General features: G+C 64.7%; 23 protein-coding genes. 7 read left to right on the top strand and 16 right to left on the bottom strand.

All coding sequences use genetic code 11. The features are described 5' to 3' along the window. Together JQT59_RS29340 and JQT59_RS29335 are read left to right on the top strand one after the other, a co-directional pair. The gene (locus JQT59_RS29340) at positions 1–1,128 is read left to right on the top strand and encodes an acyl-CoA dehydrogenase family protein (protein ID WP_213573032.1); all 1,128 of its coding nucleotides are present in this window, start codon (positions 1–3) and stop codon (positions 1,126–1,128) included. A gap of 189 nt (positions 1,129–1,317) precedes the next feature. After that, positions 1,318–1,521: a hypothetical protein gene (locus JQT59_RS29335; protein ID WP_109328063.1), complete on the top strand. Its 204-nt coding sequence runs from the start codon at positions 1,318–1,320 to the stop codon at positions 1,519–1,521. Between the two features lie 7 nt (positions 1,522–1,528). Here the strand turns inward: JQT59_RS29335 and JQT59_RS29330 are convergent, their stop codons facing one another. From JQT59_RS29330 to JQT59_RS29300, 7 genes are all read right to left on the bottom strand, one after another. Next, positions 1,529–2,689 (bottom strand): VWA domain-containing protein, encoded by a 1,161-nt coding sequence (locus JQT59_RS29330; protein WP_213573031.1) that lies wholly within the window; start codon positions 2,687–2,689, stop codon positions 1,529–1,531. Then, on the bottom strand, positions 2,686–4,854 hold the full coding sequence (locus tag JQT59_RS29325) for a DUF5682 family protein (RefSeq protein ID WP_213573030.1): 2,169 nt from the start codon (positions 4,852–4,854) through the stop codon (positions 2,686–2,688). The genes JQT59_RS29330 and JQT59_RS29325 overlap by 4 nt, the downstream gene beginning before the upstream one ends. Further along, positions 4,851–5,954 (bottom strand): ATP-binding protein, encoded by a 1,104-nt coding sequence (locus tag JQT59_RS29320; RefSeq protein WP_213573029.1) that lies wholly within the window; start codon positions 5,952–5,954, stop codon positions 4,851–4,853. The genes JQT59_RS29325 and JQT59_RS29320 overlap by 4 nt, the downstream gene beginning before the upstream one ends. Next, positions 5,951–7,426 carry a DUF5691 domain-containing protein gene (locus JQT59_RS29315; RefSeq protein ID WP_213573028.1) on the bottom strand — a complete coding sequence of 492 codons (1,476 nt, stop codon included), beginning with the start codon at positions 7,424–7,426 and terminating at the stop codon, positions 5,951–5,953. The genes JQT59_RS29320 and JQT59_RS29315 overlap by 4 nt, the downstream gene beginning before the upstream one ends. Next, entirely contained in the window at positions 7,423–8,763 is a 1,341-nt protein-coding gene (locus JQT59_RS29310) for an SWIM zinc finger family protein (protein WP_213573027.1), read from the bottom strand. Before JQT59_RS29310 ends, JQT59_RS29315 begins: the two co-directional genes overlap by 4 nt. Positions 8,764–8,824: 61 nt before the next feature. Continuing rightward, positions 8,825–9,220, bottom strand: a complete 396-nt coding sequence (locus tag JQT59_RS29305; RefSeq protein WP_213573026.1) for an antibiotic biosynthesis monooxygenase — start codon at positions 9,218–9,220, stop codon at positions 8,825–8,827. Between the two features lie 74 nt (positions 9,221–9,294). Beyond that, positions 9,295–9,798, bottom strand: a complete 504-nt coding sequence (locus tag JQT59_RS29300) for a GNAT family N-acetyltransferase (protein WP_213573025.1) — start codon at positions 9,796–9,798, stop codon at positions 9,295–9,297. A gap of 282 nt (positions 9,799–10,080) precedes the next feature. Here JQT59_RS29300 and JQT59_RS29295 point away from each other — a divergent pair, with 282 nt between their 5' ends. The 4 genes from JQT59_RS29295 (at position 10,081) to JQT59_RS29280 (ending at position 13,880) form a co-directional block, all read left to right on the top strand. Continuing rightward, complete coding sequence (locus JQT59_RS29295; RefSeq protein WP_213573024.1) at positions 10,081–10,623, top strand: MarR family winged helix-turn-helix transcriptional regulator; 543 nt, start codon at positions 10,081–10,083, stop codon at positions 10,621–10,623. Continuing rightward, positions 10,616–12,415 (top strand): AMP-dependent synthetase/ligase, encoded by a 1,800-nt coding sequence (locus JQT59_RS29290; RefSeq protein WP_213573023.1) that lies wholly within the window; start codon positions 10,616–10,618, stop codon positions 12,413–12,415. Before JQT59_RS29295 ends, JQT59_RS29290 begins: the two co-directional genes overlap by 8 nt. Positions 12,416–12,432: 17 nt before the next feature. Then, a complete protein-coding gene (locus JQT59_RS29285; protein WP_213573022.1) occupies positions 12,433–13,281 on the top strand; it encodes a patatin-like phospholipase family protein in 849 nt (282 codons plus the stop codon). Positions 13,282–13,385: 104 nt separating this feature from the next. Beyond that, positions 13,386–13,880 carry a GNAT family N-acetyltransferase gene (locus JQT59_RS29280; protein ID WP_213573021.1) on the top strand — a complete coding sequence of 165 codons (495 nt, stop codon included), beginning with the start codon at positions 13,386–13,388 and terminating at the stop codon, positions 13,878–13,880. Positions 13,881–13,884: 4 nt separating this feature from the next. Here JQT59_RS29280 and JQT59_RS29275 read toward each other — a convergent pair whose 3' ends face one another. The 9 genes from JQT59_RS29275 to JQT59_RS29235 form a co-directional block, all read right to left on the bottom strand. Then, complete coding sequence (locus JQT59_RS29275; protein WP_283254028.1) at positions 13,885–14,649, bottom strand: amino acid ABC transporter ATP-binding protein; 765 nt, start codon at positions 14,647–14,649, stop codon at positions 13,885–13,887. Further along, positions 14,646–15,314 (bottom strand): amino acid ABC transporter permease, encoded by a 669-nt coding sequence (locus JQT59_RS29270; protein WP_213573020.1) that lies wholly within the window; start codon positions 15,312–15,314, stop codon positions 14,646–14,648. The genes JQT59_RS29275 and JQT59_RS29270 overlap by 4 nt, the downstream gene beginning before the upstream one ends. Before the next feature lie 25 nt (positions 15,315–15,339). After that, positions 15,340–16,128, bottom strand: coding sequence for an amino acid ABC transporter substrate-binding protein (locus JQT59_RS29265; protein ID WP_213573019.1), 789 nt, complete (start codon positions 16,126–16,128; stop codon positions 15,340–15,342). Between the two features lie 233 nt (positions 16,129–16,361). Then, entirely contained in the window at positions 16,362–17,123 is a 762-nt protein-coding gene (locus JQT59_RS29260) for an SDR family NAD(P)-dependent oxidoreductase (RefSeq protein WP_213573018.1), read from the bottom strand. A 148-nt stretch (positions 17,124–17,271) separates the two neighbouring features. Beyond that, entirely contained in the window at positions 17,272–18,465 is a 1,194-nt protein-coding gene (locus JQT59_RS29255) for a thiolase family protein (protein ID WP_213573017.1), read from the bottom strand. 285 nt (positions 18,466–18,750) lie between these two features. After that, positions 18,751–19,866 (bottom strand): NDMA-dependent alcohol dehydrogenase, encoded by a 1,116-nt coding sequence (locus JQT59_RS29250; protein ID WP_213578200.1) that lies wholly within the window; start codon positions 19,864–19,866, stop codon positions 18,751–18,753. Between the two features lie 302 nt (positions 19,867–20,168). Then, positions 20,169–21,290, bottom strand: a complete 1,122-nt coding sequence (locus JQT59_RS29245) for an LLM class flavin-dependent oxidoreductase (protein ID WP_249353940.1) — start codon at positions 21,288–21,290, stop codon at positions 20,169–20,171. A 77-nt stretch (positions 21,291–21,367) separates the two neighbouring features. After that, entirely contained in the window at positions 21,368–21,769 is a 402-nt protein-coding gene (locus tag JQT59_RS29240) for a nuclear transport factor 2 family protein (RefSeq protein ID WP_213573016.1), read from the bottom strand. Between the two features lie 60 nt (positions 21,770–21,829). Further along, entirely contained in the window at positions 21,830–23,491 is a 1,662-nt protein-coding gene (locus JQT59_RS29235) for a class I adenylate-forming enzyme family protein (RefSeq protein ID WP_213573015.1), read from the bottom strand. A gap of 380 nt (positions 23,492–23,871) precedes the next feature. On the opposite strand from JQT59_RS29235, the gene JQT59_RS29230 reads away from it, so the two are divergent. Beyond that, on the top strand, positions 23,872–26,514 hold the full coding sequence (locus tag JQT59_RS29230) for a LuxR C-terminal-related transcriptional regulator (protein ID WP_213573014.1): 2,643 nt from the start codon (positions 23,872–23,874) through the stop codon (positions 26,512–26,514). The last annotated feature ends 113 nt before the right edge of the window (positions 26,515–26,627 follow it).

The raw sequence follows: 26,627 nt of genomic DNA, 5'->3' as shown, positions 1-26,627 counted from the left end.
ATGGATTTCGAACTGACCGACGAACAGAAACTGCTGCGTGACACCACCAGGGAACTGCTCGGCCGCAGTTACGACGCGGAGAAGCGTAATGCCGTCACCGACACCGAGCAGGGGTGGAGCCCGCAGGTGTGGAAGCAACTCGCCGAGGTGGGACTGCTCGGTTTGAGCTTCGCCGAGGATGACGGCGGAATGGGCGCCGGTCCGGTGGAGGTGGCGTCGGTGATGACCGAAATCGGCCGCCGGCTCGCCCCTGAACCCGTACTCGACGCGGTGCTCGTTCCGGGCGGGCTGATCGCTGCGGTAGGCAGCACGGAGCAGCGCCGCCGAGTCCTGCCGGAGGTGTCGGAGGGCAACCTGTTGCTGGCGTTCGCCGATCGGGAACCGGGGGTGCGGTGGCCCTCCACCCGAGTCTCCACGACCGCGAAGCAGGACGGCGACTCCTGGACGGTGTCGGGGATCAAGAACCCCGTCCTGCACGGGGGAAGCGCGGACACGCTGGTCGTCACGGCGACACTCCCCGGTGGTGGGGTCGGGCTGTTCCTCGTCGACGCCGACGCTCACGGGCTTACCCGCACGGGTTACGCGACTCACGACGGACTGCGCGCCGCGCAGGTCGAACTATCGGATACTCCGGCGGAGCCGCTCGGTGAGGGCGGCGACGCGTCGTCGGCGATCGAGGGCGCGCAGATCCGGGCGCAGGCGGCGTTGTGCGCGGAGGCGGTCGGCGCGATGGAGGAAGCGTTGCGGTTGACGACCGAGTACCTGAAAACCCGCAAGCAGTTCGGTGTCCCGATCGCGAAATTCCAGACCCTGACACATCGGGCGGCGGATATGTACGTGCTGCTGGAACTGGCTCGCAGCATGAGTCTGTACGCGACGATGTCGCTGGCCGACGGAACCGTCGACCCGGTGGTCGCCTCCCGTGCGAAGCTGCAGATCGGGCGTTCGGCCCGCAAGATCGGGCAAGAAGCGATCCAAATGCACGGTGGCATCGGCATGACCGCGGAGTATCCGGTCGGGCACTATGTCAGCCGGCTCACCGCCATCGAACACACCCTCGGCGGCTCCGACGACCACCTCCGGGTCCTCGCGTCGGCGACCACCCAGGGGACCATCAGCATCATCTAAACCCGCCTGTGAGTACTTGTTAACCGCTCGCGGTTAACAAGTACTCACAGGGGTTGGTCTCGGCTTGGTATCGAATTACGGCGTTTCCGACGTGTCGCGCGGGTGGTGGTGGTGTGACGCGGATAACGTTCTGCGCGCAACACCAGAACTCACGGGGGACGTTCGTAATCTCGGTGAAGGAGCATTGCCATGGGGTCCGGTCCAGTCAAAGCGATCATGTGGAGCCTGCTTTTCGTGGGACTCGTCGGTGCGGGAGTCGGGATTTCCGAGCTGCACGTTCAGTGGACGGTCGCGTCGCTCATCGTCGCGTCGGTCTCCGGCCTTGTCTTGCTCAGGATTCGCGCAGACGCGCACCCCGAACTGCACAGCGACCGCCGGATGGCCGCCGGCTAGGCCCGCGTCACTCCGTCTGAAGACTGTCTGCCCACCTGCGAATGTCGCCGCGTTCCAGTGCGAGCGCCAGCAGTTCCGGGAACTTGTCCGGTGTGCAGGCGAATGCGGGAACCCCGAGAACACTCAGGGCCGCCGCGTTGTCGTGGTCGAACGACGGGGCGCCGTCGTCGGACAGTGCCAGCAGCACGATCACCTGGACCCCGGCAGTCTTCATCGCAGACATCCGCCGCAGCATCTCGCCGCGGATTCCGCCCTCGTACAGGTCCGAAATGAGCACGAACAGCGATTCGGTCGGTCTGTCGATCAGCGACTGGCTGTAGGCGATGGCCCTGTTGATGTCGGTGCCGCCGCCGAGCTGTGTGCCGAACAGGACGTCCACGGGATCGGACAGTTTGTCTGTCAGATCCACGACGGCCGTGTCGAAGACGACGAGCGAAGTTTTCAGTGCGCGCATCGATGCGAGAACGGCGCCGAAGACGGAGGCGTAGACGACGCTCGACGCCATCGACCCCGACTGGTCGATGGCGAGGACAACGTCGCGGTGCACCGACGGTGATCGACGTCCGTACCCGATCATCCGTTCCGGCACCACGGTCTTGTACTCGGGAAGATAGTGGGCGAGGTTGGCGCGGATGGTGCGGTTCCAATCGACATCGCGGAGCTTCGGATTGGTGGTGCGCGCAGCCCGGTTGATGGCGCCGGTCACCGCGGTCCGTGTTTTCTGCGCGATGCGTTCCTCGATCTGCCGGACCACTGTGTCGACGACCATGCGGGCGGTGGCTTTGCTCGTTTCGGGCATCACCCGATTGAGGCTCAGCAGCGTGCCGACGAGGTGGACGTCGGGTTCGACGGCGTCGAGCAATTCGGGTTCGAGCAGCAACTCGGTAAGTCCGAGCCGGTCGACGGCGTCCTTCTGCATCACCTGGACGACGGTGCTCGGGAAGTACGTCCGGATGTCGCCGAGCCACCGCGCCACCTTCGGCGCCGAGCTTCCCAGGCCGGCACCGCGGCGACGGCTACCGGTGTCCTCGGGGTTCGCGTCGTAGAGGGCCGACAGCGCACCGTCCATCGCGGCATCCGACTTGGAGCCCAGCCCGCCCGTCGACTCCTCGGCGGCGTCACCGAGCAGCAACCGCCACCGTCGTAACCGCTCGACGTCTTCGCTCACGACGGCACTCCCAGAATGTCGGCCACCGTGCGGATCGCGACCGCGGCCCGCCGCGGGTCGACCGGAGCTGCAGCTTCGGTTCGGTTTCCGCCCTGCACGGACTGGCCGATCGCCTGACGTTCCCCGGTGTCGAAGGCGCCGAATGTTCGCCGCAGCAACGGCAGCGTGTCTACGAAGTCCTGCTCACCCAGTCCCGATACCCACGTGTCGAGCAGGCGCAGCAGTTCCCGATCATGGACGAGAAGCAAGCCACCGCCGCCGAGAAAGCCGTCCACCCATCCTGCCTTCGCGGACGGTGTGGCGCCGACGGACAATGCCCGCGACAACCTGGTCGCGGAGTCGGTTTCGCTGATCGCGCCGGCGTCGCGGAGCAGCCGGACCATCCGGCCGATCACCAGGCCGTTGACGTCGCTGCGATCGACGAGCCCGGCGAGTGTACCCAGCCATCGTTTCGACGCGCGATCCTCGTCGCGGAGCATCACGGCGGCATGGACCCCGTCGATCGCCCGGCGCATCTCGATCGCGCTGTCGTCGTCCAATCCCGACAGCGCCGATCCCAGTCCCGCGCAGATCCGCACCAGGAGGCTGTCGTTGACGCGGGCGAGGGACGAGATGTCGGTGCCGCGGACGTCACCGTAGCGGAGGGTCCGGGTCAGGGACGGCAGCGCATCCATCAAATGCATCACGTCGTGGTCGAGGGCGGCGGCCGTGTCCAGCGCACGTAGCAGTTCGGGCAGCGCATCGGTGAGGTTCGACAGCAGCGCCTGCTCGAGAAGTGCGGTGAGCTGGGCGAGGGAGACGTCCTCATCCGACGCCTCGGCCCGTACTTTGGCGGTGGCTGCGGCCTCGACTGTCGTTCCCCAGAGTGATGCCTCGATGATGGCGACGGCGAGTTCCGGCTTCCAGGTCAGTGACCACGTTTCGCGGAACGTCCCGGTGGCGTTGATCTCGCTGTTCGCGGGAACGCCCCACCCGACCCCCAGGAGCTGCAGGCGGTGGAGTAACCGGGAGCGCGTGCCGTCGATGTCCTTTCGAAGATCGAGGTCGAGTGTCTTCTCCGTGGCCTGTTGCTTGAGGCGGAGCGTTTTTGCCCGTGCACGCAGGTCGGCGTCGAGCGGGACGGTGGGTGTGTCGTCCGGGACGCCGCCGAGTGCCTCACCGACCACGAGTCGCCGGGTGATCAGGTCGAGCAGGACGTCGTTGCCGTCGCACATCACGGCGCGGGTTGCCTCGGTGACCTCGGACAGGCCGGCCAGGGGACGTGAGCGCATGGCGGCCAGGGTGTCTGCCAGGCGTACCGCCTCGATGACGTGCGCGCTCGACACCGGGAGGTCCTCGGCGCGCAGCACGCGGGCCACCTTGGTGAGCCATCGTGGGATCGTACGGTCGCCGGCGGTGAAGAGGTGGTGGTACCAACCCGGTGAGGTGATGCCCGCTCCGTACCCCGAGGCCGTGGACAGACGCGAATGGGTCCACGGAACCCACGTCAGTGAGGTTTTGATCTTCGGCAGGCCCTTGAGGATTCGCGCATCGGCGGTGGCGGGGCCGAGGGGCCCGGAGAGCGCCGGCGCATGCCAGGCGCCACAGATCACCGCCACGCGCTGAGCGCCGCCCTTGATGGCCCTGCGCAGCGTCTGGCGCATGTAGGCCTCGCGTCTTCTCGTCTCCTCGTCGAGGTCGGTGGCATTGCGCAGAACGGACATCGCTTCGGTGATGGCGTCGAACGAGTCTGCGCCGGTGCCGGATTCGATTACTGCGTCCCACCAGCGTTCGGGGTCGTCGTATCCGGCAGCCGCGGCGAGCTGGGCCAACGGGTCTGTGCGATCGGATTCGGCGGATTCGGCGGCGAGCGTCTGGGCAGCCGGGAGATCACAGAACCGCACGTCCACTCCGTGCTCCGCGGACCACGAGAGTGCCTGCCACTCAGGGGAAAACACTGCGAAAGGCCAGAACGCAGCCGTCCGCGGTTCCCCGGTGGCGTAGGCCAGCAATGCCACCGGCGGTTGCATGGCGTCGGCGGCCGTCAGTGCGATCAGCGGGTCGGCGTCCGCGGGCCCTTCGATCAGGACTGCATCGGGAGTGAACGCCTCGAGTGCGCGTCGCACCGACCGTGCGGATCCGGGCCCGTGATGGCGGATGCCGAAGACACGGACATCGGAACTCACCCGGTGACCTCCCGGCAGACTCGGTAGAAGTCCGACCAGTCCTCGCGTTCACGGACAACCGCTTCGAGATACTCCGTCCACACCACCTTGTCTGCCACCGGATCCTTCAGTACGGATCCGAGGATGCCTGCGGCCACATCAGAGGGCCCCAACGTGCCGTTGCCGAAGTGCGCGGCGAGCGCCAATCCGTTGGTCACCACGGAGATGGCCTCCGCGGTCGACAATGTTCCGGACGGCGACTTCAGCTTGGTACGACCGTCCGAGGTGGCGCCGGAGCGTAATTCGCGGAACACGGTGACCACTCGGCGAATCTCGTCGACCGTCGCGGGTATTTTCGGCAGTTCCAATGAGGCGCCCAATTGCTCGACGCGCCGCGTGACAATGGCGACCTCGTCCTCCTCGCTGGCGGGCAGCGGCAGGACCACCGTGTTGAAGCGCCTGCGGAGTGCGGAGGAGAGGTCGTTCACACCGCGGTCCCGGTCGTTGGCGGTGGCTATCAGGTTGAAACCCTTGGCTGCCTGCACTTCGATGCCCAATTCGGGCACCGGCAGGGTTTTCTCCGAGAGCACGGTGATGAGCGCGTCCTGCACGTCGGCCGGAATTCGGGTGAGCTCCTCGACTCGGACGATCCGGCCGCTCTCCATCGCGGTCATCACCGGGGAGGGGACGAGGGCTCCCGCGGTGGGGCCTTCGGCCAGGAGCCGGGCGTAGTTCCACCCGTACCGGATGGCCTCCTCCGGGGTTCCGGAAGTTCCCTGGATCAGTAGCGTCGACGTTCCGGAAATCGCGGCCGAAAGATGTTCGGACACCCACGTCTTGGCTGTTCCGGGGACACCGAGGAGCAGGAGTGCCCGATCGGTGGCCAGGGTAGCGACTGCGACTTCCATCAACCGGCGGGGGCCGACGTATTTGGGGGTGATCACGGTGCCGTCCTCGAGTTCGCCCCCGAGTAGGTACGTGACGACGGCCCACGGCGACATCTTCCAGGACGGCGGCCGCGGCCGGGTGTCCTGGGCGGCGAGGGTCGCGAGTTCTTCGGCGTAGTCCTGCTCGGCATGGGGACGCAGCAGGTCGGCCTGGCCGGCCACGATCTCGGTCACTCGAGCTCCTTCAGCAGCGTTCGGCGGTGTTCGATGTTGGCGGCGGCCGTCGAGAACGCCTGCTGCCAGCCGGGGTCGCGGGTGCGTTCGGCGGCCGCGTGGAGCAGGGGAATCGCGCTGAAAGGGAAGTGTGTCTCGGCACTGCGCAGCGTCGAGTAGTGGCTGTGCCGGGACAATTGTCCGAGTTCCTTGCCTGTCGAGGCGTGCCGCAGCGCGATGTCCTCGAATCGGGCGATGATGCGTTGCGCGAGTTCGAGGGGCCACGGGTGCGGGAGATCCTCGAACAGTGCCGCCCCGTCCACGCCCAGCAGATAGGAGTCGGCGTGGCCGGCGAGTATGTACTGCAGCCGCTCACCGGCGGGAACGAGAGGGACGACGCGCCGCTCGGTCTGCCGGCCCTGTTTGTGCAGGAAGGCGGACGCCCATCGCGGGTTGCGCTGCAACACTGTCGCATTGACCAAGGCCTCGGTCATCACATCACGCCATTGATCCTCGATGTGGATGTCCAGGGCCTGGGATGCGGATCCGATCATGTCGTCCCACACCGACAGTGGTGCCGCGGTGACCACCATTCGCAGCCACCAACTCCGAATTCCCTTGTTCTTGAAGTGCACGTTTTCGATGCCGTCACGCCGCGCCGAATCGTCGAGCGAACCCGGCATGTTCACCACCAGGCGGGTGCGGAGGGGCTTCTTCTCCACCCGCACCCACGCGCGGGCGCGGGCAGCCATCCGCTGCGCGTACGCCGAGCGGGGAAGTTGGCGCAGCAACTGGACTGCATGCTGGCGAACATCTTTGCGCCGGTCGTCGAGTGCGTGCTCGAGGAGGCCGGCGTCCGCGTCACCGAGCCCGGTGGCCAGTGCTGCGATGAACGCGGCCCGGTGCTCGCCGCGTTCGGTATCCCACGTACGTTGCAGTTCCGCCGTGGCGGCCGCCGGATTCACCGAGCGCATCGCCGTGAGCCACTGCAGACGTTCCGGATGGGATCCGCGATGCCACACCTCGAGGCGATCGGCTGTCCGCCGGAGCATCGACCATTCCGGGTTCTGGGCGGCCAGCCACTGTCCGCGTGGTCCGGTGAGCCGGAGAATGTTCTCCCGGTGCGTGTCGTTGCTCCGTGCCGCGGACATCAGGTCGGCGACGAGATGATCCGGCGCCCGGTACCCGCGCTCGACGGCTACGGCGAACCACTCCGTCAGTGTCCACGACCTGGCGGCGAGCAGTTGCATCAGGTGGTCGGCCGCCGCCGGGGGCAGTTGCACTCGGTCGTCCTCGTCGGCGGGCGCAGGCACTACGTGCAGGGAGGCAGAGACCCCGCCTGCTCGATGGGCGTTTTCCAGAGCGGCCGCACCCAGCAGCACTTCGGCGGGATCGCCGGTAATCGATTGCGCCAGTTGCCCCGTGGCGAGGTCCTGTAATGCGGGAGTGGACCGGGCCGTACCGAGGAGGGCCGTCGACAGAAGTTCGCTCATCGTCGTCTGCCTGCCGTGCGGGTCGCGACGGCGGGGGCCGTTGCGGATACGAGCGAGTGGACGACACCGCGGTCGAACACGGACACCGGAGTCAGTGCCTCACTGTTCCACTCACCGCACACGGTGACCGGGTGGCCACCGGAGATGCCGAGCAGTGTCCACAGATTTCTCTCGTCACCGGTGACCGGCAACGCTCGCCCTTCGGCGTCGACCAGCAGCCATCCCTCGTCCGTGACCGTCGGCGTGACACCGCCCAGCAACACGGGCCACGAACGAACCCACGGATCGGCGCCGATGACGTGGGCGAAGGCGTCGAGGGCCGGGTCGATGCCTCCCGCGCGAAGCGTCGTGAACGGTTCTGCCGCACCGTGGTCGGTGCCCCACAGGGCGCGCAACGGCGCGGCGCCGGGATAGAAGTGCAGATCTGCGTCGACGAGGGAACCGAGCGGCGGAACGGCGTTCGCGAAGTTCGTTGTGCCGTGGGCGAAATCGAGCAAGAGTGCCCAACGGCCGTGATCCCGGCCGAGTAACCACACCTTGCGGGTGAAGAGCCGTTTCTCTTCGGTGGTCTGGGAGCCCAGCACCATCCACCGATCACGCACAGCCGGTTCACCACGCACCTTGTCGGTGGAGACCGGGTATCCCACGTGGGCGCGGACCGACGCCCGCAACGGCTCCGGCAGTTCGGGGAGACGACGATGCGCGACCACGAGTAGATGCAGCTTGGCGTACTCGGCAAGCAATCTCGCCGGCCAGTCGGGGCGCAGCGCGACGGCGAAGGCGAGCCGACGCAACGCCGATGCGACGCCGGGAGCCTGCGCGTCGACCATTCGGGCCGCAACCGCATCGAATGCGGCGGGGGACGTGTCCGTGGATCCCAGCCCACCGCGGATCTGATCGGTGAGCCACAGGTCGAGTTCGTCGAGGCCCGCGGCCACCCGATCGGCTCGACGTTCGGCAGCCTTCCCCTGGGCGGTCGACGGGGGAGCAGGCAGACCTGGTTCGCTTGCCCGCGTGGCCCGTCGTCCCAGCCATTCGCGCGCGAACGGCGGGAAGTCGGCCGCGTCCGGGACCCGCCCCTGCGACCAGAGCAGGAGCAGCCCGAGCGCGTGCTTGCAAGGGAATTTCCGGCTCGGACACGAACACGAGAAAGCGGGCCCGTCGAGATCGACCACCGTGCGGTACGGGTTCCTGCCGCTACCCCGGCACAGTCCCCACAGTGCGGTGCCGCTGTGGCCGGTATCCGACCACGACGCCGAGAGCGTGCGTGCGGCAGCGAGAGAGCCGGCATCGGCCGCTACCGATGCGACCTGTCCCTCCGACCAAGGCGACGTCACGTCAGTCACCGTAGGCGAGTAGTCCGACATGCAGGGAGGAGGGTGCGCTCACAGGCACGGACTAGGTGGGTGTGGGCGTACCGGGGTCGGGTAACCGGTCCGCGGGCCGGGGTGGGTCGAACAATCCCGCGATGCTCGAAATCCGGTCGGTGGAATCTTCGACGGCGATGTTCTCGCCGGTCCGCAACCATCCGTTCCGCAGCGAAGACGTCAGCCAATTGTCCAGGGCCGCCTGCGTCTCGAACTTGAGGACGATGACGCACACAGCGGACGTGCTGCTCTCCTTGAGCCATCCGCCGCCGAGGAAACCGGGGAAGAGGCGTGCCAGACCGAGGCCGACCTGAATCCAATCGGCGAACTCTTCTTCGCACCCCTGGCTGACCCGCCGGACGATGGTCGTCGTCACGGACGTGTCGACGACGTCGCCCGTTCGGACGCTGTCGGCGGCGTTCGTCACTGTCGTTACCTCGGATCCTGCTTGTCTATTGGCAAACTACCAGCGGCTCGGGAGCTGCACACTGTGCACTCGCCTCAGAGTTGATAGAACGGCGCGGCGTACCGGAACATTCCCGACAGGGCGGTGTCCCAGGTAGTGAGACGGCGAACCTGGAAATGGGACGACCAGGAAGGCTCGTCCGGTTCGATCCCGAGGGAGGATCCGGCGACGAACCCGAACCGGGGGTAGTACTCGAGGTGGCCCAGCAGTGCTACCAGCGGTTCGTCACGGGAATCAGCGGCGCCGAGGGCGGCATGCATGAGCGCCGAACCGACCCCACCGAGCTGGTGGCCCGGCAGCACACCGATGGGGCCCAATGCCAGCACCGGCGTCGAAGCAACGGTGGCGCGGGTCAGACACACGTGTCCGATCACCGAGTCGTGCCACTCGGCGACGAAGGACAGCGGCGGAATCCACGCCGGGCCCGTCCGGAGTCGCTCGACGAGGTCGACCTCGACGGGGGCGTCGCCGTCGAAGGCCTGGCGATGGACCTCGGCGATCGCGGCGACGTCGTGGGCAGTTTCCCGTCGTATGAGCATGTTCGACAGCCTGCCGCGAGAATTCTGTCCGTCGCAACGAATTTATGCGGCGGTTTGCTGCTGGCCGATAGCTGGACCCGGAGCCCGCGCACAGAAGGTTCTGAGCGATGCCGGACAGATACCGTTGCAGCACTGGGAGTCGGCACAGGGCGAAGCGTTCTCCAATTGTGACCCTCGAGGGTTTCCCGCTTTCGGGTTTTTCCGAGTCGGGGATAGCAGTATGAGCACCACGCGTGAGTGTGTCGGCCGCCGCGGCGGGTCGAGGAGCGGCGAGGGAAGTGGGTGCGAGTGGCCGAGGCGCGGGAGTCTCGATATAGTTGCAGTGTGCAACACAACGAGGTCGAATCGGGTGAGTCGTCCGCATCGGGCGTCGTGGCTGTCCATGACGAACTCGTCCGGCTCGTCCGCCAGCTCGTCGCCGGTGACGGACCTCCGGCGGGTTCGCCGACATTCGCTCAACATTCGCTGCTCTCGTACATCGCCCGCAATCCCGGGTGCCGGGCCACCCAGATCTCCGAGTCCTTCGGAGTGCACCGCTCCACGGTGTCGCGGCAGCTGCGTGTCTGCATCGACGAGGGGTGGGTGCGGGCCGAGGCCGGACCGCTTCGCAGCGGCCATCCGCTGACCCTCACCGACGCCGGTGTCGCCGTGCTTGCGGGAGCGGATGCCCGGCGGGTCGAGGAAGTGCGCGACCGGATGGCCTCCTGGTCGGACCGTGACATTGCCGCGTTCGCCGATCATCTGCGCCGATTCCGTCGTGGCGGCGACGACCCTTCGCGGCACCCCTCGACCTTCGAGAGCAACGGAGACGACACCCGTGCGTGAGTTCACGAGCCCGCCGACCTTCAGCGTCTCCGAGCACGAGAACGCGGTCTTGACGGTGTTCGCACATGCGGAGAGCGCGCCCGACCGGGTGATGTACGCCCGGCAGGAGGCCAATGGCTGGGTCGACGTGACGGCCAAGGATTTCGCCGCACTCGTCACCGGGGTCGCGAAGGGCCTCATCGCCCATGGTGTCCGGCCGGGCGACCGGGTAGCACTGCTGTCGTCCACTCGGTTCGAATGGTCCTTGCTCGACTACGCCATCTGGGCGACCGGCGCTGCCTCGGTTCCGGTCTACGACTCCTCGTCGCCCGATCAGATCCGGTGGATCATCGAGGACTCGGGGGCGGTGGCTGCCGTGGTGGAGACGCCGGCTCATGCGTCGAGCTTCGAGGGCGACGGCATCCCGTACACGTTGAAGCACATCTTCACCATCGACGAGGATGCGGTGGGCACCCTCATCAAGGCCGGACGCTCGGTCGACGACTCCGAGGTGTTCAAGCGAGTCGTCGCGCTGACCGCGGGCGATCTCGCGTCGCTGGTATATACCTCGGGAACCACCGGAAGACCCAAAGGGTGCATTCTCACGCACCGCAACTTCTTGTCGGAGGTGCGGGCCCTCCTCGCTGCGCCGATCGGGGACGTGGCGCGTCCCGGCAACCGTGTCCTCACATTCCTTCCCCTGGCACACGTTCTGGCCCGGGCGGTGTCCCTGGCAATGTTCGAGGCGGGGGCCACCCAGGCGCACTGGTCCGATTTCGGGACGGTCACGGGAGAATTCGAACGTTTTCGCCCGCACACGATCCTCGGTGTTCCACGGGTCTTCGAGAAGGTGCGCGACGGTGCCGCCCGTAAGGCGGCATCCGGTGGTGGCCTGCAGAAGCGGATCTTCGACTTCGCCGAGACGACGGCCGTCGAGTACAGCCGGGCCCAGGACAACGGTGGACCGGGACCGTTGCTCGCGCTGCGCCGCGCCGTCGCCGACAAGTTGGTCTACGCCAGGCTGCGGGCAGCCTTGGGCGGCGACTGCTGGTGGGCGATCTCGGGAGGCGGAGCGCTCATGCCGAGCCTCGGGCACTTCTTCCGCGGGATGGGCGTACCCGTGTACGAAGGATATGGACTCACCGAATCCACTGCCGCGCATTGCGTGAACGTTCCCGGGGCGCAAAAGATCGGAACGGTGGGCAGGCCGCTCGGCGGACACGGCGTGCGCATCGCCGAGGACGGTGAGATCGAATTGTGCGGTGACGTCGTCTTCGGCGGCTACTGGCGCAACGAGCACGCCACTCGGGAGGCGCTGCACGACGGCTGGTTCCGCACCGGTGATCTGGGCTACCTCGACGACGAAGGCTTTCTCACCATCACCGGGCGCAAGAAGGACCTTCTGATCACCGCAGGGGGCAAGAACGTGTCACCGGGGCCCCTCGAGGATCGCCTGCGCTCGCACACACTGGTGTCGCAGGCCGTGGTCGTGGGTGACGGTCGCCCGTTCATCGGTGCGCTGCTCACGGTCGATCCTCAGGAATTCGACAAGTGGAAGGCAGCCCATGGGCGGCCTGCCGACGCATCGGTCGCCGATCTGCGCGAAGACGAGGAATTGCGCGCGGAGCTTCAGGATGCCGTCGACGACGCGAATACCACCGTCTCCCACACCGAGTCGATCAAACGGTTCGTCATCCTCGACCGCGACCTCACCGAGGCGGACGGGGAATTGACGGCCACCTTGAAGATCAAGCGTCCAGTTGTGACCGAACGCTTCGCCGCCGATATCGATGCGCTGTATCGCCGGACCTGACCGGTTACCGTGGCGACATGACGACCGCTTTCGTTCTGTCGGGTGGAGCCAGCCTCGGAGCTATCGAGGTCGGAATGCTGCAAACGCTCATAGGCAGGGGAATTCGCCCCGATCTCATCGTCGGAACTTCTGTGGGTGCGCTCAACGGCGCTTGGCTGGCGGCCGGGTCCTCGGAATCGGATCTACGTGAACTGGCCGATCTGTGGCGCGGGCTGAAGCGGAGCTCGGTGTTCCCGACCGGCCTGTTCACCGGCTTCGTGGGTTTCGTCGGGATCGACAATCATCTGGTCTCCAACCGGGGAATCCGGCGGATTCTCGAGAAGCATTTGCGCTTCGGGCGGATGGAGGACGCTCCGATCCCGCTCCACGTGATCGCAGCCGATGTGCTGACCGGCAAGGACGTTCGGCTGTCGAGCGGTCCCGCTGTCGATGCCGTCCTTGCCAGCGCTGCCATTCCGGGAATTCTCCCGCCCGTAGTCGTCGAGGGTCGCGCGCTGATGGACGGTGGCGTGGTCAACAACACCCCGATCTCGCATGCCATCGAACTCGGTGCCACGACGGTGTGGGTACTGCCCACCGGATATGCCTGCACGCTGTCCGAGGTTCCCCGCAGCGCACTCGGGATGGCTCTGCTCGGGGTGACGCTCGCGATCAATCAACGCCTTGCGCTCGATATCGAACGTTATGAGGGCGCTGCCGATATCAAGGTCGTGCCACCCCTCTGTCCTCTGGACACCAGCCCCGCAGATTTCGGCGAGGCGGACGAGTTGATACGGCGGGCCCGGGAGCAGACTGCGCAGTGGCTCGACGAGGCCCCCGTCGAAGTAGGGCAGGCAGATCTGCTTCTGCCACACATGCACAGCTAAAGCTCCAGCGGCTACGCGGATACTGTAATCCCGGTCACATCACCGCAGATCGACACGGGCGCAGCGGTGATTTGATTTCACCGTGGGGTCGCTACTGTGAGTGCATGGCGGTCACGGTGGAGCGGGCAGTGCTGGATCAGGCGGAAGACATCGTCCAGATGCACTGGGACGCAGAGGATTGGCTTGCTGAGCAGCAGATCGACCCGCCGTGCCGCGGTGATGTGTCGCTCGCCGATGTGCGTGAGCAGATCGAGGCCGGAGAATGGCGCGTCGCGCGCTCCGGTGGAATCGTGGCGGGCGCCCTGCGCGTACTGCGCGCCGATCCCGACATCTGGGTCGACGACGAGATTCCCGCTACCTACGTCGCGCGGGTGATGACGGATCGCCGCCATGCAAGTCCAGGGTTGGGAGCGCAACTGTTGCGGTGGGTGGACGAGCACGCCCGGAGCGAGGCCGTGTCCGTCGTCCGGCTCGAATGCGTGGAGACCAACAGTCGGCTGCGCACGTACTACGAGGAGCAGGGTTTCTTCCTGGTGGGCCGCCGCGACTTCGAGGTCGAATGGCCCAGCGTCGTGCTGTTGGAGAAGGCCGTTCGCTGACCCATCAGAGCGGATCGAGGATGCGGTGCAGGAATTGCCGTAGCCGCTGTCCGGTCGGGTTCGTCAGTAGGTCCTTCGCCGTACCGCGTTCGAGAACGACGCCGCCGTCGATGAACAGGACCTGATCGGCCACCTGCTGCGCGAACCGGATTTCGTGAGTCACGATCACCATGGTCCAGCCCTCGGTCGCGAGATCGCGGATCACGCGTAGGACCTCGCCGACGAGTTCGGGGTCGAGTGCGGACGTCGGTTCGTCGAACAACATCAGTTTGGGCTTCAGCGCGAGCGCCCTGGCGATTCCGACGCGCTGCTGCTGGCCACCCGAGAGTTGGTACGGGTACTGATCCGCCTTGTCCTCCAGTCCCACCTGGGTGAGCAGTGCCAGAGCGTCGGCGCGCGCTTCGTCTCTCGGCCGCTTCTGGACGACCACCGGACCCTCGGTGACGTTCTGAAGCACCGTCTTGTGCGGAAACAGGTTGTGGGCCTGGAAAACCATGCCGCTCTGTGCCCGGAACCGAGCCAGGGTGGACCGGTCCACCTGGGCAGCGAAGTCGACCGACACCTCACCGATCGAGATCACGCCGGCGTCCGCGCGGTCCAGCGCATTGAGTGTTCGCAACACCGTGGTCTTTCCCGAACCGGACGGCCCGATGATCACGGTGACGGTGCCGGGCAGGACCTCGAAGCTGATGTCGCGCAGCACGCGATGTTCACCGAACGATTTCTCGACGCCGGAAACGTGGAGCAGCGGGGTGCGGGTGTCGGTCATCTGGCCACATACCTGTCGAGTCGGGCCTCGAGTCGGCCCTGAACGGCCGAGAGGACGATGCAGATCGCCCAGTAGTACAGCGCGGCGACACCGTACAGGGCGAAGAAGTCGAACGTGGGTGCGGCGGCGAGTTGCGCGACGCGCAGCAGTTCGGTGACGAGGATCGTCGAGGCCAGGGAGGTGTCCTTGACCAGCGAGATGAGCGTGTTGGACAGCGGCGGAACGGCGACCCGGGCGGCCTGGGGGAGCACAATCCGCTGCAACGTCGTGGTGTATCCCATGCCGATGGTCTGGGCAGCTTCCCACTGACCTTTCGGGATGGACAGGATCGCCGAACGAATGACTTCCGCGGCGTAACCCCCGACGTTGAGGCTGAACGCGATCACCGCCGCCGGGAACGGTTCGAGCGTCACCCCGAATTGCGGCAACGCGTAGAAGACGATGAACAGCTGCACCAGCAACGGTGTGCCCCGGATGATCGAGATGTAGAAGCGGGCCGCGATCGCCAACTGCGTGATCGAGGAGATTCTGGCCAGCGCGACGAGCAGGGCAATGACCAAACCGATGGTGAAGCTGACGATAGTCAGCGGAATCGTCATGGTGAGTGTGGCCTTCAGCATCGGCCACAGGTTGTCCAGGATCAGTTGGATCGTTGCGTCGTCCACTCCGGCGCTCCTCGTGCGTGCCGGCTCAGTTACTCGGCGCTGACACGTCGGTGCCGAAGTACTTGTCCGAGATTTTCGCCAGTGTGCCGTCGGCACGCAGTTCGGCGAGCGCCTTGTCGATGTCGGGCATCAGGCCGCTGTCCTTCCGGGCAGCGAAGGCCTGTTCGCTCGTGTCGCCGGTCTCGGCCGAGATCTTCACGCCCGCGTCATTCGTCTGCTTCTGATACTCCGCGACGGCGAGGTTGTCGTTGACGGTGGCGTCGACCCGTCCGTCCTTCAGAAGTGTGATCGCTTGTACGAAGCCCTCCACGGACTCGACGTTTGCCCCGGCGTCCCTTGCGACCTGAGCCCAGTTGCTGGTCGCGGATTGTGCTGCGGTCTTTCCGTTCAGATCGTCGAGTCCGGTGATCGAGTTGTCGTCGGCGCGGGTCACGATCACACCCTCCGACACTGTGTACGGCGTCGACAGGTCGTACTTCTGGGTGCGCTCGTCGTTCACGGTGACCTGGTTGGCGACCAGGTCGTACCGCCTCGCTTCCAGACCGGCGAAGATGGAGTCCCACGGAGTCTGGGTGAACTCAACGGACACACCGAGTTTGTCACCGACGGCGCGGATGACCTCGACGTCATAGCCGGTGAGCTGACCGTCGGGGCCCTGATAGCTGAACGGGGTGTAGGTGCCCTCGGTGCCTACCTTCAGGACGCCCGCCTCGCGCACCTGGTCGATGACCGGGCCGGAGTCGGAATTGCTGCATCCTGCCAGGGACAGGGCGGTCACAGCGGCGATCAGGATGGCAGGGAGTGTGCGTCGCACGGAGTTCCTCCTCGTTCAGCGGATCAGATCACCGTACTGGTCGAGTGCGGTTCGGAGAGGATCTTCCGCGTACGACCTCGGCGAGCAGTTCCGGGTCGATGGTTCCGTCGGCCCAGGCGAGGCAGAAGCCGGCACCGAAATCGCCGATTTCCTCACGGCGGTCCGGCCGTCGGCAGCAGTTATCACGTTGACCTCGAAGTCCGACTACGCCGCCCAAGTGATAGAGCCGCTGTCTACTTCGGTGCCATGCGGATGGCCCCATCGAGGCGGATGGTTTCACCGTTGAGCATGGCGTTGTCGACGATATGAGCCGCGAGAGCCGCGTACTCGGTGGCTCGGCCGAGGCGAGATGGGTGTGGAACTTGCTTGCCGAGTGAGGTTTGCGCATCCGCGGGAAGTCCGGCCAGCATCGGCGTTTCGAAGATTCCGGGTGCGATGGTGACTACTCGGATGAGATGGCGCGCAAGTTCGCGAGCAATCGGCAAGGTCATTGCCGCGACTCCACCTTTCGATGCCGCGTACGCCGGTTGACCGATCTGACCGTCGAATGCTGCTACGGATGCGGTGTCGATGATGACGCCACGCTCGCCGTCCACCGGCTCGGTCTGCGCAATCCTCTCGGCTGCAAGTCGAAGCACGTTGAAAGTTCCGATCAAGTTGATGCGAATTACCCGCTCGAAATCTGAGAGCGGAAGGGGTCCGCTCTTTCCGAGAACCTTGCCTGGTGTTCCCACGCCAGCGCAATTGACTACCACCCGCAAATCACCGAGGGATGCGGCGAAGTCGATCGCCGACAGGACGTCACCAGAGGAGGTGACGTCGGCGGCCACGAAGTAGGCGCGCTTGCCTATCTCTTTCGCAGCGACGTCTCCTCCGGAGGATGGCAGATCCAGCAATACGACGTGTGCTCCACGCTCGTGCAAGGTGCGGGCGGTGGCATTGCCGAGGCCGGATGCTCCACCGGCGACAACGGCAACGGCTTCGGTGATGTTCATTGGTTCTCCTCTGTTCTGGACAACTGATGCATTGCCGACCGTGAATAGTTGTGGCCGTGTATGACGAAGAGTTGGACGCCCAGTGCCGCTGCTTGTCTTCTGGATCGAGGGTCTTGGCCGCCGGTGGAAGCACCGCTGGGCGTCGGGGTCAGATGCGTTCGATGATGGTGGCGTTGGCCAGCCCACCGCCTTCGCACATCGTCTGCAGGCCGTAGCGTCCGCCGGTGGCCTCGAGCTGGTTGACCAGTGTGCCGAGCAGGCGGGTGCCCGAGGAGCCGAGCGCGTGGCCGAGGGCGATCGCACCGCCGCGGGGGTTCAGCTTGGCCGGGTCGGCACCGAACTCGTGTGCCCACGCCAGCGGCACCGGGGCGAACGCCTCGTTGACCTCGTAGGCGTCGATGTCGTCGATGCTCAGCCCCGACTTCGCGAGGATCTTCTTCGTCGCCGGGATCGGGGCGGTGAGCATGAAGACCGGGTCATCGCCCGCAACGGCGAACGAGTGGAACCGTGCCCGCGGGGTCAGGCCCAGCTTGGCGGCCATCTCCTCGCTCATGATCAGTGCGCCGGACGCAGCGTCGGTCAGCGGGGACGAGTTGCCCGGGGTGATGTGCCACTGCGCCTCGGGGAACCGGGCCGCGTACTTTTCGGAGTAGAACGACGACTTCAGCCCGGACAGCCCCTCGGCGGTGGTCGAGGCGCGCACGGTCTCGTCGACGAGGTGCGTCACCGTCTCACCGGCCGCGTTGGTCACCTCGATCGGCAAGATCTCCTTGTCGAACAACCCCTTCGCGGCGGCGTCGGCGGCGCGGCGATGCGACTCGGCCGAGTAGGCGTCGAGGGTGTCGCGGTCGAACTTCCACTTGGCGGCGATCAGTTCGGCCGAGATTCCCTGGTTGACCAGGCCCTCGGGGTAACGGGCCGCGATGCCCGGGCCGGACGTGTCCTGCCCGAGGGTCGTCGTGCCCATCGGCACGCGGGACATCGACTCGACACCCGCAGCGATCACGATGTCGTAGGCGCCGGCGATGACGCCCTGCGCGGCGAAGTGCGCCGCCTGCTGGCTCGAACCGCACTGGCGGTCGATGGTGGTGGCCGGGACCGAATCAGGGAACCCGGCCGACAGTAGTGCGGTACGCGAAATGTTCACCGCCTGCTCACTGACTTGAGAAACGCAGCCGCCGATGACATCGTCGACCAGCGCGGGGTCGATGCCGTTGCGCTCGACCAGGCTGCGCAGCACGTGCGCGAGGAGTTCGACCGGGTGGGTGCCGGACAGCGCGCCGCCCGGCTTGCCCTTACCGGAGGCGAGGCGGACGACATCGACGAGTACCGCGTCGGTCATATTGATCCCTTCGAAAAGTTATGCGAGTTTCCTCATACGCGAGGGTGCAGTGCGTCGCAATCAGGAGTCGGCGACCGCTGTCGGGCAGGACAAGAAGCGATGAATTGCCGAATAGGGTGACGATGCAAGTACGAGTGCCAGAGGGGTTCTTGGACATCTTATGAAGTCGTTATTCAAACGATGACTGCCGAAACCGACCCGGATACAGTTGTCGACGTGCCCGGGTTGGTTCCGGCATGCATGCCGCTCGAGGTCTGCGTCGCTGGAGCTAGCGGCATCGGAGGATCAGTAGATGATGACGCCGCGGATGTTGAGGCCAGCGTGCATGTCGGCGTACCCCTGATCGAGTTCGTCGAGGGAGTAGGTGCGAGTGATGATTTCGTCGAGTTTGAGCTGACCGGCCGAATACATGTCAAGCATCTTGGTGACGTCCCACATCGGGGATACTCCGCCGAACATCGATCCCTGAATTCGCTTCTGATAGAGCGTCAGCTCGAAGGGAGAAATCGGCAGTCCGATGTGCGCCGAGTCGCCAAGCGCAGTGAGTACGACGGTGCCGCGCTTCGCGACGGAGTCGAAGGCTTCGGTGATGTGTTCAGGCTCGAGGGTGCCGACGGTGACGATGGTTGCCGCCGCGCCTTGCCCGTTGGTCAAGCTTCGGGCGATCTCGGTCGCCTCGGTCATATCGGCGGCGGCGTGTGTCGCGCCGATCTCGAGAGCCGTCGATCGCTTGAATTCCACTGGATCGACTGCAATGACGTTGGTAGCACCGCCGTGACGGGCTCCTTGCAAGGCGAAGGCGCCGATGCCACCGATGCCCATGACGATCACGGTGTCGCCGGGGACCGGCTGCGCCATGTTGAAACCGGATCCCCAACCCGTGTTGACGCCGCACCCCACTAAGCAGGCCTTGTCAAGGGGGATGGCTTTGTCGATCTTGACTGCGGACACCACACCTACCGTGGTGTATTCGGAGAACGTAGAAACACCACACCACTGACCGACCGGTTTACCGTCGAGGGACATCCGCCAGCTCTGGGGGTCATCGAATCGGGAGCCGAGCATCAAGTGCTGTGCGAGGTCGCAGAGGTTGCCGTGGCCTGTTGCGCACATCTTGCAGCGTCCGCACTGCGGTAAACAGGAAAGTACGACATGGTCGCCGACCTCCCAGCCGGGAGTATGGGGGCCGACCATCTCCACGACGCCGGCTCCTTCGTGTCCGACACACATCGGAAAGTGGCCGATGCCCATGTGCCCGGCGGCGATGCTGGCCTCGGTGTGGCAGAGACCGGATGCTGCCATCTTGATAAGTAGTTCGCCCTGCCGAGGCTCGTCGAGATCCAGTTCGACGATCTCGAACTTACCTGGCTGTTCGCGCAGGATCGCTCCGCGGGTTTTGATCGTTGCCATGCTGATGCCTGCTCCTATATGTCTCGACGTTTGTTCACGAAATTCCAGTGCGGTGTCAGAGGCGACGCCTGGTAGCCGTCCTAGCGCAAGATGTGAATGCCGTTGATCGAGGGGAAGCGGTTACCGCAACGAGCCGAATTCCTGACTTCCGCGTCCTGGCGAACTGGCGATTCCCCCACGCTCCGATCGGCCGTTGTGTTCGTGGCTCGAAATCGAGTGAGTGGTCTGGAGACCAGCTGCCGGGGGCCTGATCCGGTGCGCGGAGCAGGCCCCCGGTCTCTAGTTCGACTTTGTTATCCGGCGGAGACGGCGGGCTGCGGAAGGGAAATCCTCGGCGCTACTTCGCTCTGGATCATCGCGAGAGAATTGAACCAGGGGGCGGGATCGTCGGAGTAGTCGTGGGATTCGATCTGCAGCGTGCCCCATCCGCCGCTGGCCTCGAACAACGTGTTGATCTTCTCCACCACGGTGTCGGGTGAGCCCACACAGAACACGTTGTCGACAACCCATTCGAGGTCGACGTCGGCCCTGTCCGCTCCGGCGTCCTTGATGAATCCGTCCATCATCCCGAATCGCCACCAGATCGGAATGAGGTAGCGCTCGAAGCAGTATCCGATCGGCCCTTCCATCACAAGCCGCTTCGCCTCTTTGTCCGTGTCGGCGACGAACACCGTCTGGGACACGTGATAGCGCGAACGGTCAGCGACGTGTCCATTGGCCTCCGCGGCGGTGGAGTAGATGTCCCAGTGCATCTTCAGGGCGTCCAGCCCGGAGAAGATCGACATCGGCCGGAATCCGCGTTCGCCGGCGAATTTCATCGACGGTGACTTGGCGCTGAATCCGGTCACGGCGATTTCCGGTGCACCACCCCAGGGACTGAGGTCGGCCAGCTTGTGCTGGTCGTCGCCCTCGTCGCCGTGCTTCTCTTCCGGGTAGCCGGCGTTCCAGAAACGTCCCTCGTAGAAGAAGGGCTCGCGCTTCCAGATCTTCTCCATGATGTCGAGGGACTCGCGGACCATCTCGTTGGTGAACTGGGTGTCTTCACCGTTCTTGATGCCATGAATGTAGGAGGCGTCCGGGTAGGCGCCGGCACCGACGCCGAGGAAGTACCGGCCCTCGAGGATCTGAGACAGCCAGCCGACCATGATCGCGAGCTTCGCCGGATTGTGGTGGGGAAGGATGTGAGCCATCGGCGCAAACTTGATCCGCTCGGTCTGGCGTGCGGCCGCGGCGATGATCAACTCCGGGTTGGGGATATTCTCCCAACGCTGTGAGGCATGCTCGGAGAACATGATCGAATCGAAGCCGATCTCGTCGGTCTCGATGGCCTGCTGTACGCACCAATCGAACGTCTGGCGCGCGGTTCGTTCGGGGCGCATGTACGGGTGGACGATCAGTCCTGTTTCCATTGCCATTGTTCTGTCCTTTCATCGGGGGAGGGTGTTTCTGGGCGAGGACTTTGGGGCACCCGCGCCTCGCCGGGCGGGTCAGCTCAGGAGTAGAAGATGTCGTAAGCGTGTTTGGTGTCCATGTACTCCTTGACGTGAATGATTTTTCCGTCAGCGATTTCGAATAAGAAGTGATATTGGTTTTTGTAGACGCGGCCATTGTTGAGTTCTGCGTAGGACTCCGCCTCGACGGCAACCCGGTCACCCTGGGCGACTGCACCTGTAGGTGTAATCTGCAGCGCGCCTTCTTTGTAGATGCTTGTCACACCGCGGAGGAGTTCACCAAGTCGCTTCTTGTCGTAGGTGCCCGACATTCCCTCGATCTGACCGGACACCCAGTACGTGGCATCGGGGTGGAGGCAGTCGAGGATGGCGTCCACGTCTCCTGTCGAGAACACCTTGGCGAAATTGTTCGCGATTTCTATGTTTTGTTCAGGGGTTGTCACGAACTTCTCCAGACATGATTCGGGATGGTCGTACTGTGGATGAATAACTACGGATCAGGATTAGAGCGCGCCGACGCCGGTTTCTATTTCCGTGAGGCGCTCTGCGAGTGCGCGCTTGTTGATCTTGGTCGCGGACATCGGCCAGTCATCGGGTTGGACGAGGTGCACCGCGCGGGGGACCTTGTACCGGGCGATCCTGCCTTGGCAGAACTCGATCAGTTCATCGGGCTCGACATTGTGGCCTGCGCGAATTTCGATGAACGCCACCGGAACCTCGTCGAGACGCTCGTCGGGTCGGCCGATCACGGCAGCGGTCTTGACGGCCGGATGCTCACACAGGAAGGCTTCGACCTCGATGGCGGCAACGTTCTCGCCGCCGACCTTGAGCATGTCCTTCAGCCTGCCGTGGAACACGAGGCAGTCCGTCTCTGTCCGGCTGTACAAATCGCCGGTGTGGAACCACCCATCCGTGTCGATGGCAGCTGCTGTCTTGATCGGATCCTTGTAATAGCCTTCCGTGACGCAATACCCGCGCACGAGCATTTCGCCCGGGGTGCCCTGAGGTTGTTCGGCGCCGGTGTCGGGATCGACGATGCGCAGCTCGATTCCAGGGGCGGCCTTGCCCTGGGTTCCCGATCGGTCGGCGATGGTGTCGGATCGCTCGCTGAGCGCGTAGATGCCAGCGGTTTCGGTCATCCCGCACGCGGCCACGAGTTCCGCGGACGGGAAGGTTTGCTGCACCTGCTCGATCAGCACGCGAGGTCCAATCAAGAATAGATAGCGAAGTGAGTCGAGCACTGATGCGTCGAATGACGGGTGGTCCATCAACGATTGCATCATCGCGGGGAACCACGGCCAGACGGTGGTCGGGCGCTCCCGCTTCATCAGTGCGAGGGCACGACCGGGCTCGAAATAGACGTCGGTGACATAGGTGCCTCCGGCACCCATCGCCCCGATCAGTGGCGAGAGTGCGGCGATGTGGAACAGCGGTCCACCTGCCCAGCTGATGTGACGGTCGTCCGTCACGAGCCGTTTGCCGGCGCGCTCGACTGGTCCGCGGGTCAAAGCCTCATGGGTAAGGATGCACCCTTTGGGGTTCGCCGTTGTGCCCGAGGTGTACAAGATTGCTGCGGCGTCGCGAATTCTGACTCGCCGCCGAATCTGATCGACATCCGAGGGGGGAACCGTCTCCGCCAACCCATCAAGCGTCGAGCGGCCGACGAACCCTCGGTTGTTGCTCTCACCGCGGAGGAGTACCGCCTGCCGCAGCAGGGGTGCCTCCGGGAGGTGCAGGTCCCGGTCCGTGGCGGCCTCGGCCAATGATGGAAGAGCGTCGTGCATGACATCGACGAAGTCGACATAAGCGTCATCCCCGGACACCGTCAACACTGCGGCCAAGTCTGCGTTTCGGACGATGTACCCGAGCTCAGTGGCCTTGTGTCGGGCATTGAGCGGAACGATCACACCGCCGATCAGCGCCGCGCCGAAGAAGCCCTCGATGAACTCGATTCCGTTCGGGGCGAGCAGACCGACGTGGTCGCCTCGACGTACCCCGAGGGCGATGAGTCCCCGCGCAACGTGTGTTGCCCGTTCGAGCACGTCTGCGTAGGTGTATCGGCTGTCCGGGAAGACAATCAAGTCCCGGTCAGGATGGCTCCGGGCCCCGCGGACCAGGAGATCTGCAACCGGTAGCACCTCGCACCAGTCACCATTGTCAACCATGTCGTTCCTCGCTCGATCGTGAACACCAGGGGAGTTCCATCGGATGCCGGCGGAGTGTCCTCCATCCGCCGGGCGCTGAGCCGCCGACTAACGGAACAGCTCCTCATCGGAACTCCGCGTCGGTGTGGTGCCCATCACTCTGCCGACTCAGCGGCGTGTATGGAACCCGTTCCTCTACGCGATCCACTACGCATCTAGTCGGGCTCGTACGAGAGACATCTTCGTGCAGGTCAGAGCCGGTTTCACGCCGGGGCTGCGCGTCATGGCCGGCGTCGTGTCACATGCTGTCAGATCTTGACCCCGTAGTTGCACAGTGTCACGATGGCGCAGTGGACGGGGTTCCCTGACACCACGCCGCGCGGGGTACCCAGGAAGGCATCGTGAACGCCGACGAATGGCACGAAATACGCGAACTGCACGCGAAGGGCGCAACGATCAAGGGGATTGCCGAGAGTCTTGGTATGTCGCGGAATACTGTTCGTCGCGCACTTGCTTATGACGAGCCGCCCACAGACCACCGTCCCCGGAAGGGGTCGGTCGCCGACGCCTTCGAACCGGCGATTCGGACCCTGCTGGCCGAAGACCCGGACATCAGCATCGCCGACATTCACCGTGCTATCGGTTGGGACAGATCGCGGAACACCCTCGCCAAGTTGGTGCGCCACATTCGGTCGGAATCGTCGAACCAGCCACTAGAAGTCGCTCCGTATCCCCAGTACGGCAGCAGTATTCCGACCTTCTCGACGGGGTTCGTCGGTCGAGACGGGGAATTATTCGCCCTCCGGCGGCTCCTGGGTACCACACGTCTGATTACGATTACCGGTCCTGGCGGCATCGGAAAGACCCGCCTCGCTGTTCAGACAGCCACCGACTTCCGGAGGGCATTCGCCGACGGCGTGCGCTTCATTGAACTGGCGTCTTTGAAGACATCGGGGCTTCTTGCTCAGGAGGTCCTCGACGGACTGGGGATCGGTCAAACCGACCTGGTTGGGCGTCCGCTCGAGGAGGTCTTGGTTCACTACCTCAGGCACAAGCAGATGTTGATCATTCTCGACAACTGTGAGCACATCGTCGATTCCTGTGCGGAGCTTGTCGCCTACCTACTTCGCCACACGACGCAGGTCAGTATCATCGCCACCAGTCGTGAACGTCTCGCTGTCCCAGCCGAGCACGTTTTCACGTTGGCACCACTCTCGACGACACGCTCCGACGATTCCGGATCCGTCGGCGCCGCCCTCCAGCTATTCGAAAGCCGAGCGGCAGCAGTGCTTGCGGGCTTTTCCATCACCGATCGCAATCGCGACACTGTCCGTCGAATATGTAGCCAGCTGGACGGTATTCCGCTCTCGATCGAACTCGCCTGCGCACGATTGAGCGTGCTTTCGGTCCAAGACCTCGAGCAGCGGCTCGATCGACGACTGGAGCTGCTGACGACCGGAAATCGGTCCGGACCCGAACGGCATCGCACCTTGCAGGCCACGGTCGATTGGAGTTACGAGCTCTGTACATCGGCCCAGCAAAAGCTATGGGCGCGCTTGTCCGTCTTCGTCGACGAGTTCGACCTACCGATGGCCGAACAGGTGTGTAGCGATGACGACCTACCCGCACAATTGATCCTCGACGGCATCTCCGCACTCGTGGGAAAATCGCTGCTGCAACGCGAGCAGCGGGGTGATTCGGCCCGATTCCGCATGCTTGAAACGATCCGCGAATACGGAGCCGGGAAGCTCAGTCCGGCCGAAGCCGACGCACTACAACTGAGGCACCTCGAGTCGTGCTCAACGCTTGTCAGGTCCTCCGTCGAGTCCTGGGCGAGCTCCGGACAACAGCGGGCAGGCGAATTGCTGCGAAGCAACCGGGCTAATCTGCGCAAGGCCTTGCACACCGCGCTATCGGCGGGAAGCGACAAGATGCTCTCCACCGCAACCGAACTCGTCTCAACGGCCTGGTTCCTCTGGTCCTCTGGCTTTTCGGTGCGTGAGCATCGGATGTGGTTGATGCGTATCGCCGAGAGAGATACCGCTCCCACAGCTCGCCGAGGCCGGCTGCTGGCGACCCTGGGGCTGGTCCAGACAATGCAAGGCGATCGGTCGGCGGCGTCCGACGTTCTCGACGAATCGATCCGACTCGCCTCGGCGTGCGATGACGACGCGACCATAGCCTTCGCAACGCAGACCAAAGGACTGAAGGATTACCTGGACGGTGACTTCGACTCGGCCGAACCGCTATTCAAAGACGCTCTGAACAGGTATAAGGAACTGCCCGAGAACGTCGATCTGCTGTGGGCACTCCATATTGAAATGGGAATGTTCTACTGCTCCACGCTGGACACTGTGCGCGCGCTCGAGCATTTCGAGTTTGTGCGTGTGCACTCAGAACTCGCGGGGGAGCGATGGATGCTGTCCTATGCCGTTTATGGCCTCGGTCTCGCTGCTATGGCGGATGAACGATACGATGAGGCACTGCGCCGTGCGATGGAAAGCCTCGCCCTGAAAAGGGAGTTTCTCGACGACGTGGTCGGCACGTCGCTGGTAACTGACCTGCTCAGTTGGGCGGAGGCGGCCGCAGGGTCCAAAGAACGTTCGGCGGTCCTTCTCGGCGCGGCGTCGCGAATGTGGGAGTCGTTCGGCATGCAACTTTATGGATCCCGGCATTGGGTGGAGCGGCGCGCCGAGTTCGAGTCGGCCGCCCGCACCGGTCTCGGGGATGAGCGGTTCGCACAATGTCGCCGCCGTGGGGCGGAGATGTCGATACCGGAGATGGTCCGGTTTGCCCTGAAAGAGGAAGTGCCTACCGAGCGCAGATCTTCGGGGTCGTCAGCTGCCGCACTGCTGTCACCGCGCGAACTCGAAGTCGCCCGACTTATTGCGGATGGACTGTCGAACAAAGAGATCGCGGCGCGGATGGTCCTGTCTCCCCGCACGGTCGAGGGCCATGTCGTGAGGATCCTCCGCAAGCTTGGAATGACTGGCCGCCACCAGGTAGCGACGGCCTTCGTCGGTGACGCACATGTAGTCGGCTAACCGGGTTCTAGGCATCTATGGCCGGATGTTTACATTTACGTTGACGTTGACAGGGTGGGTAGTTATCTGCGACGCTCGTCACATTCGCGGTGCCAGAGCTGACTCTGCAGATC

It is taken from the genome of Rhodococcus sp. USK13 (genome assembly GCF_018343855.1).
Lineage (GTDB): Bacteria > Actinomycetota > Actinomycetes > Mycobacteriales > Mycobacteriaceae > Rhodococcus_F > Rhodococcus_F oxybenzonivorans.
Note: the sequence above shows the minus strand (reverse complement) of the source record. Positions and strands in the feature narration are given on the sequence as shown.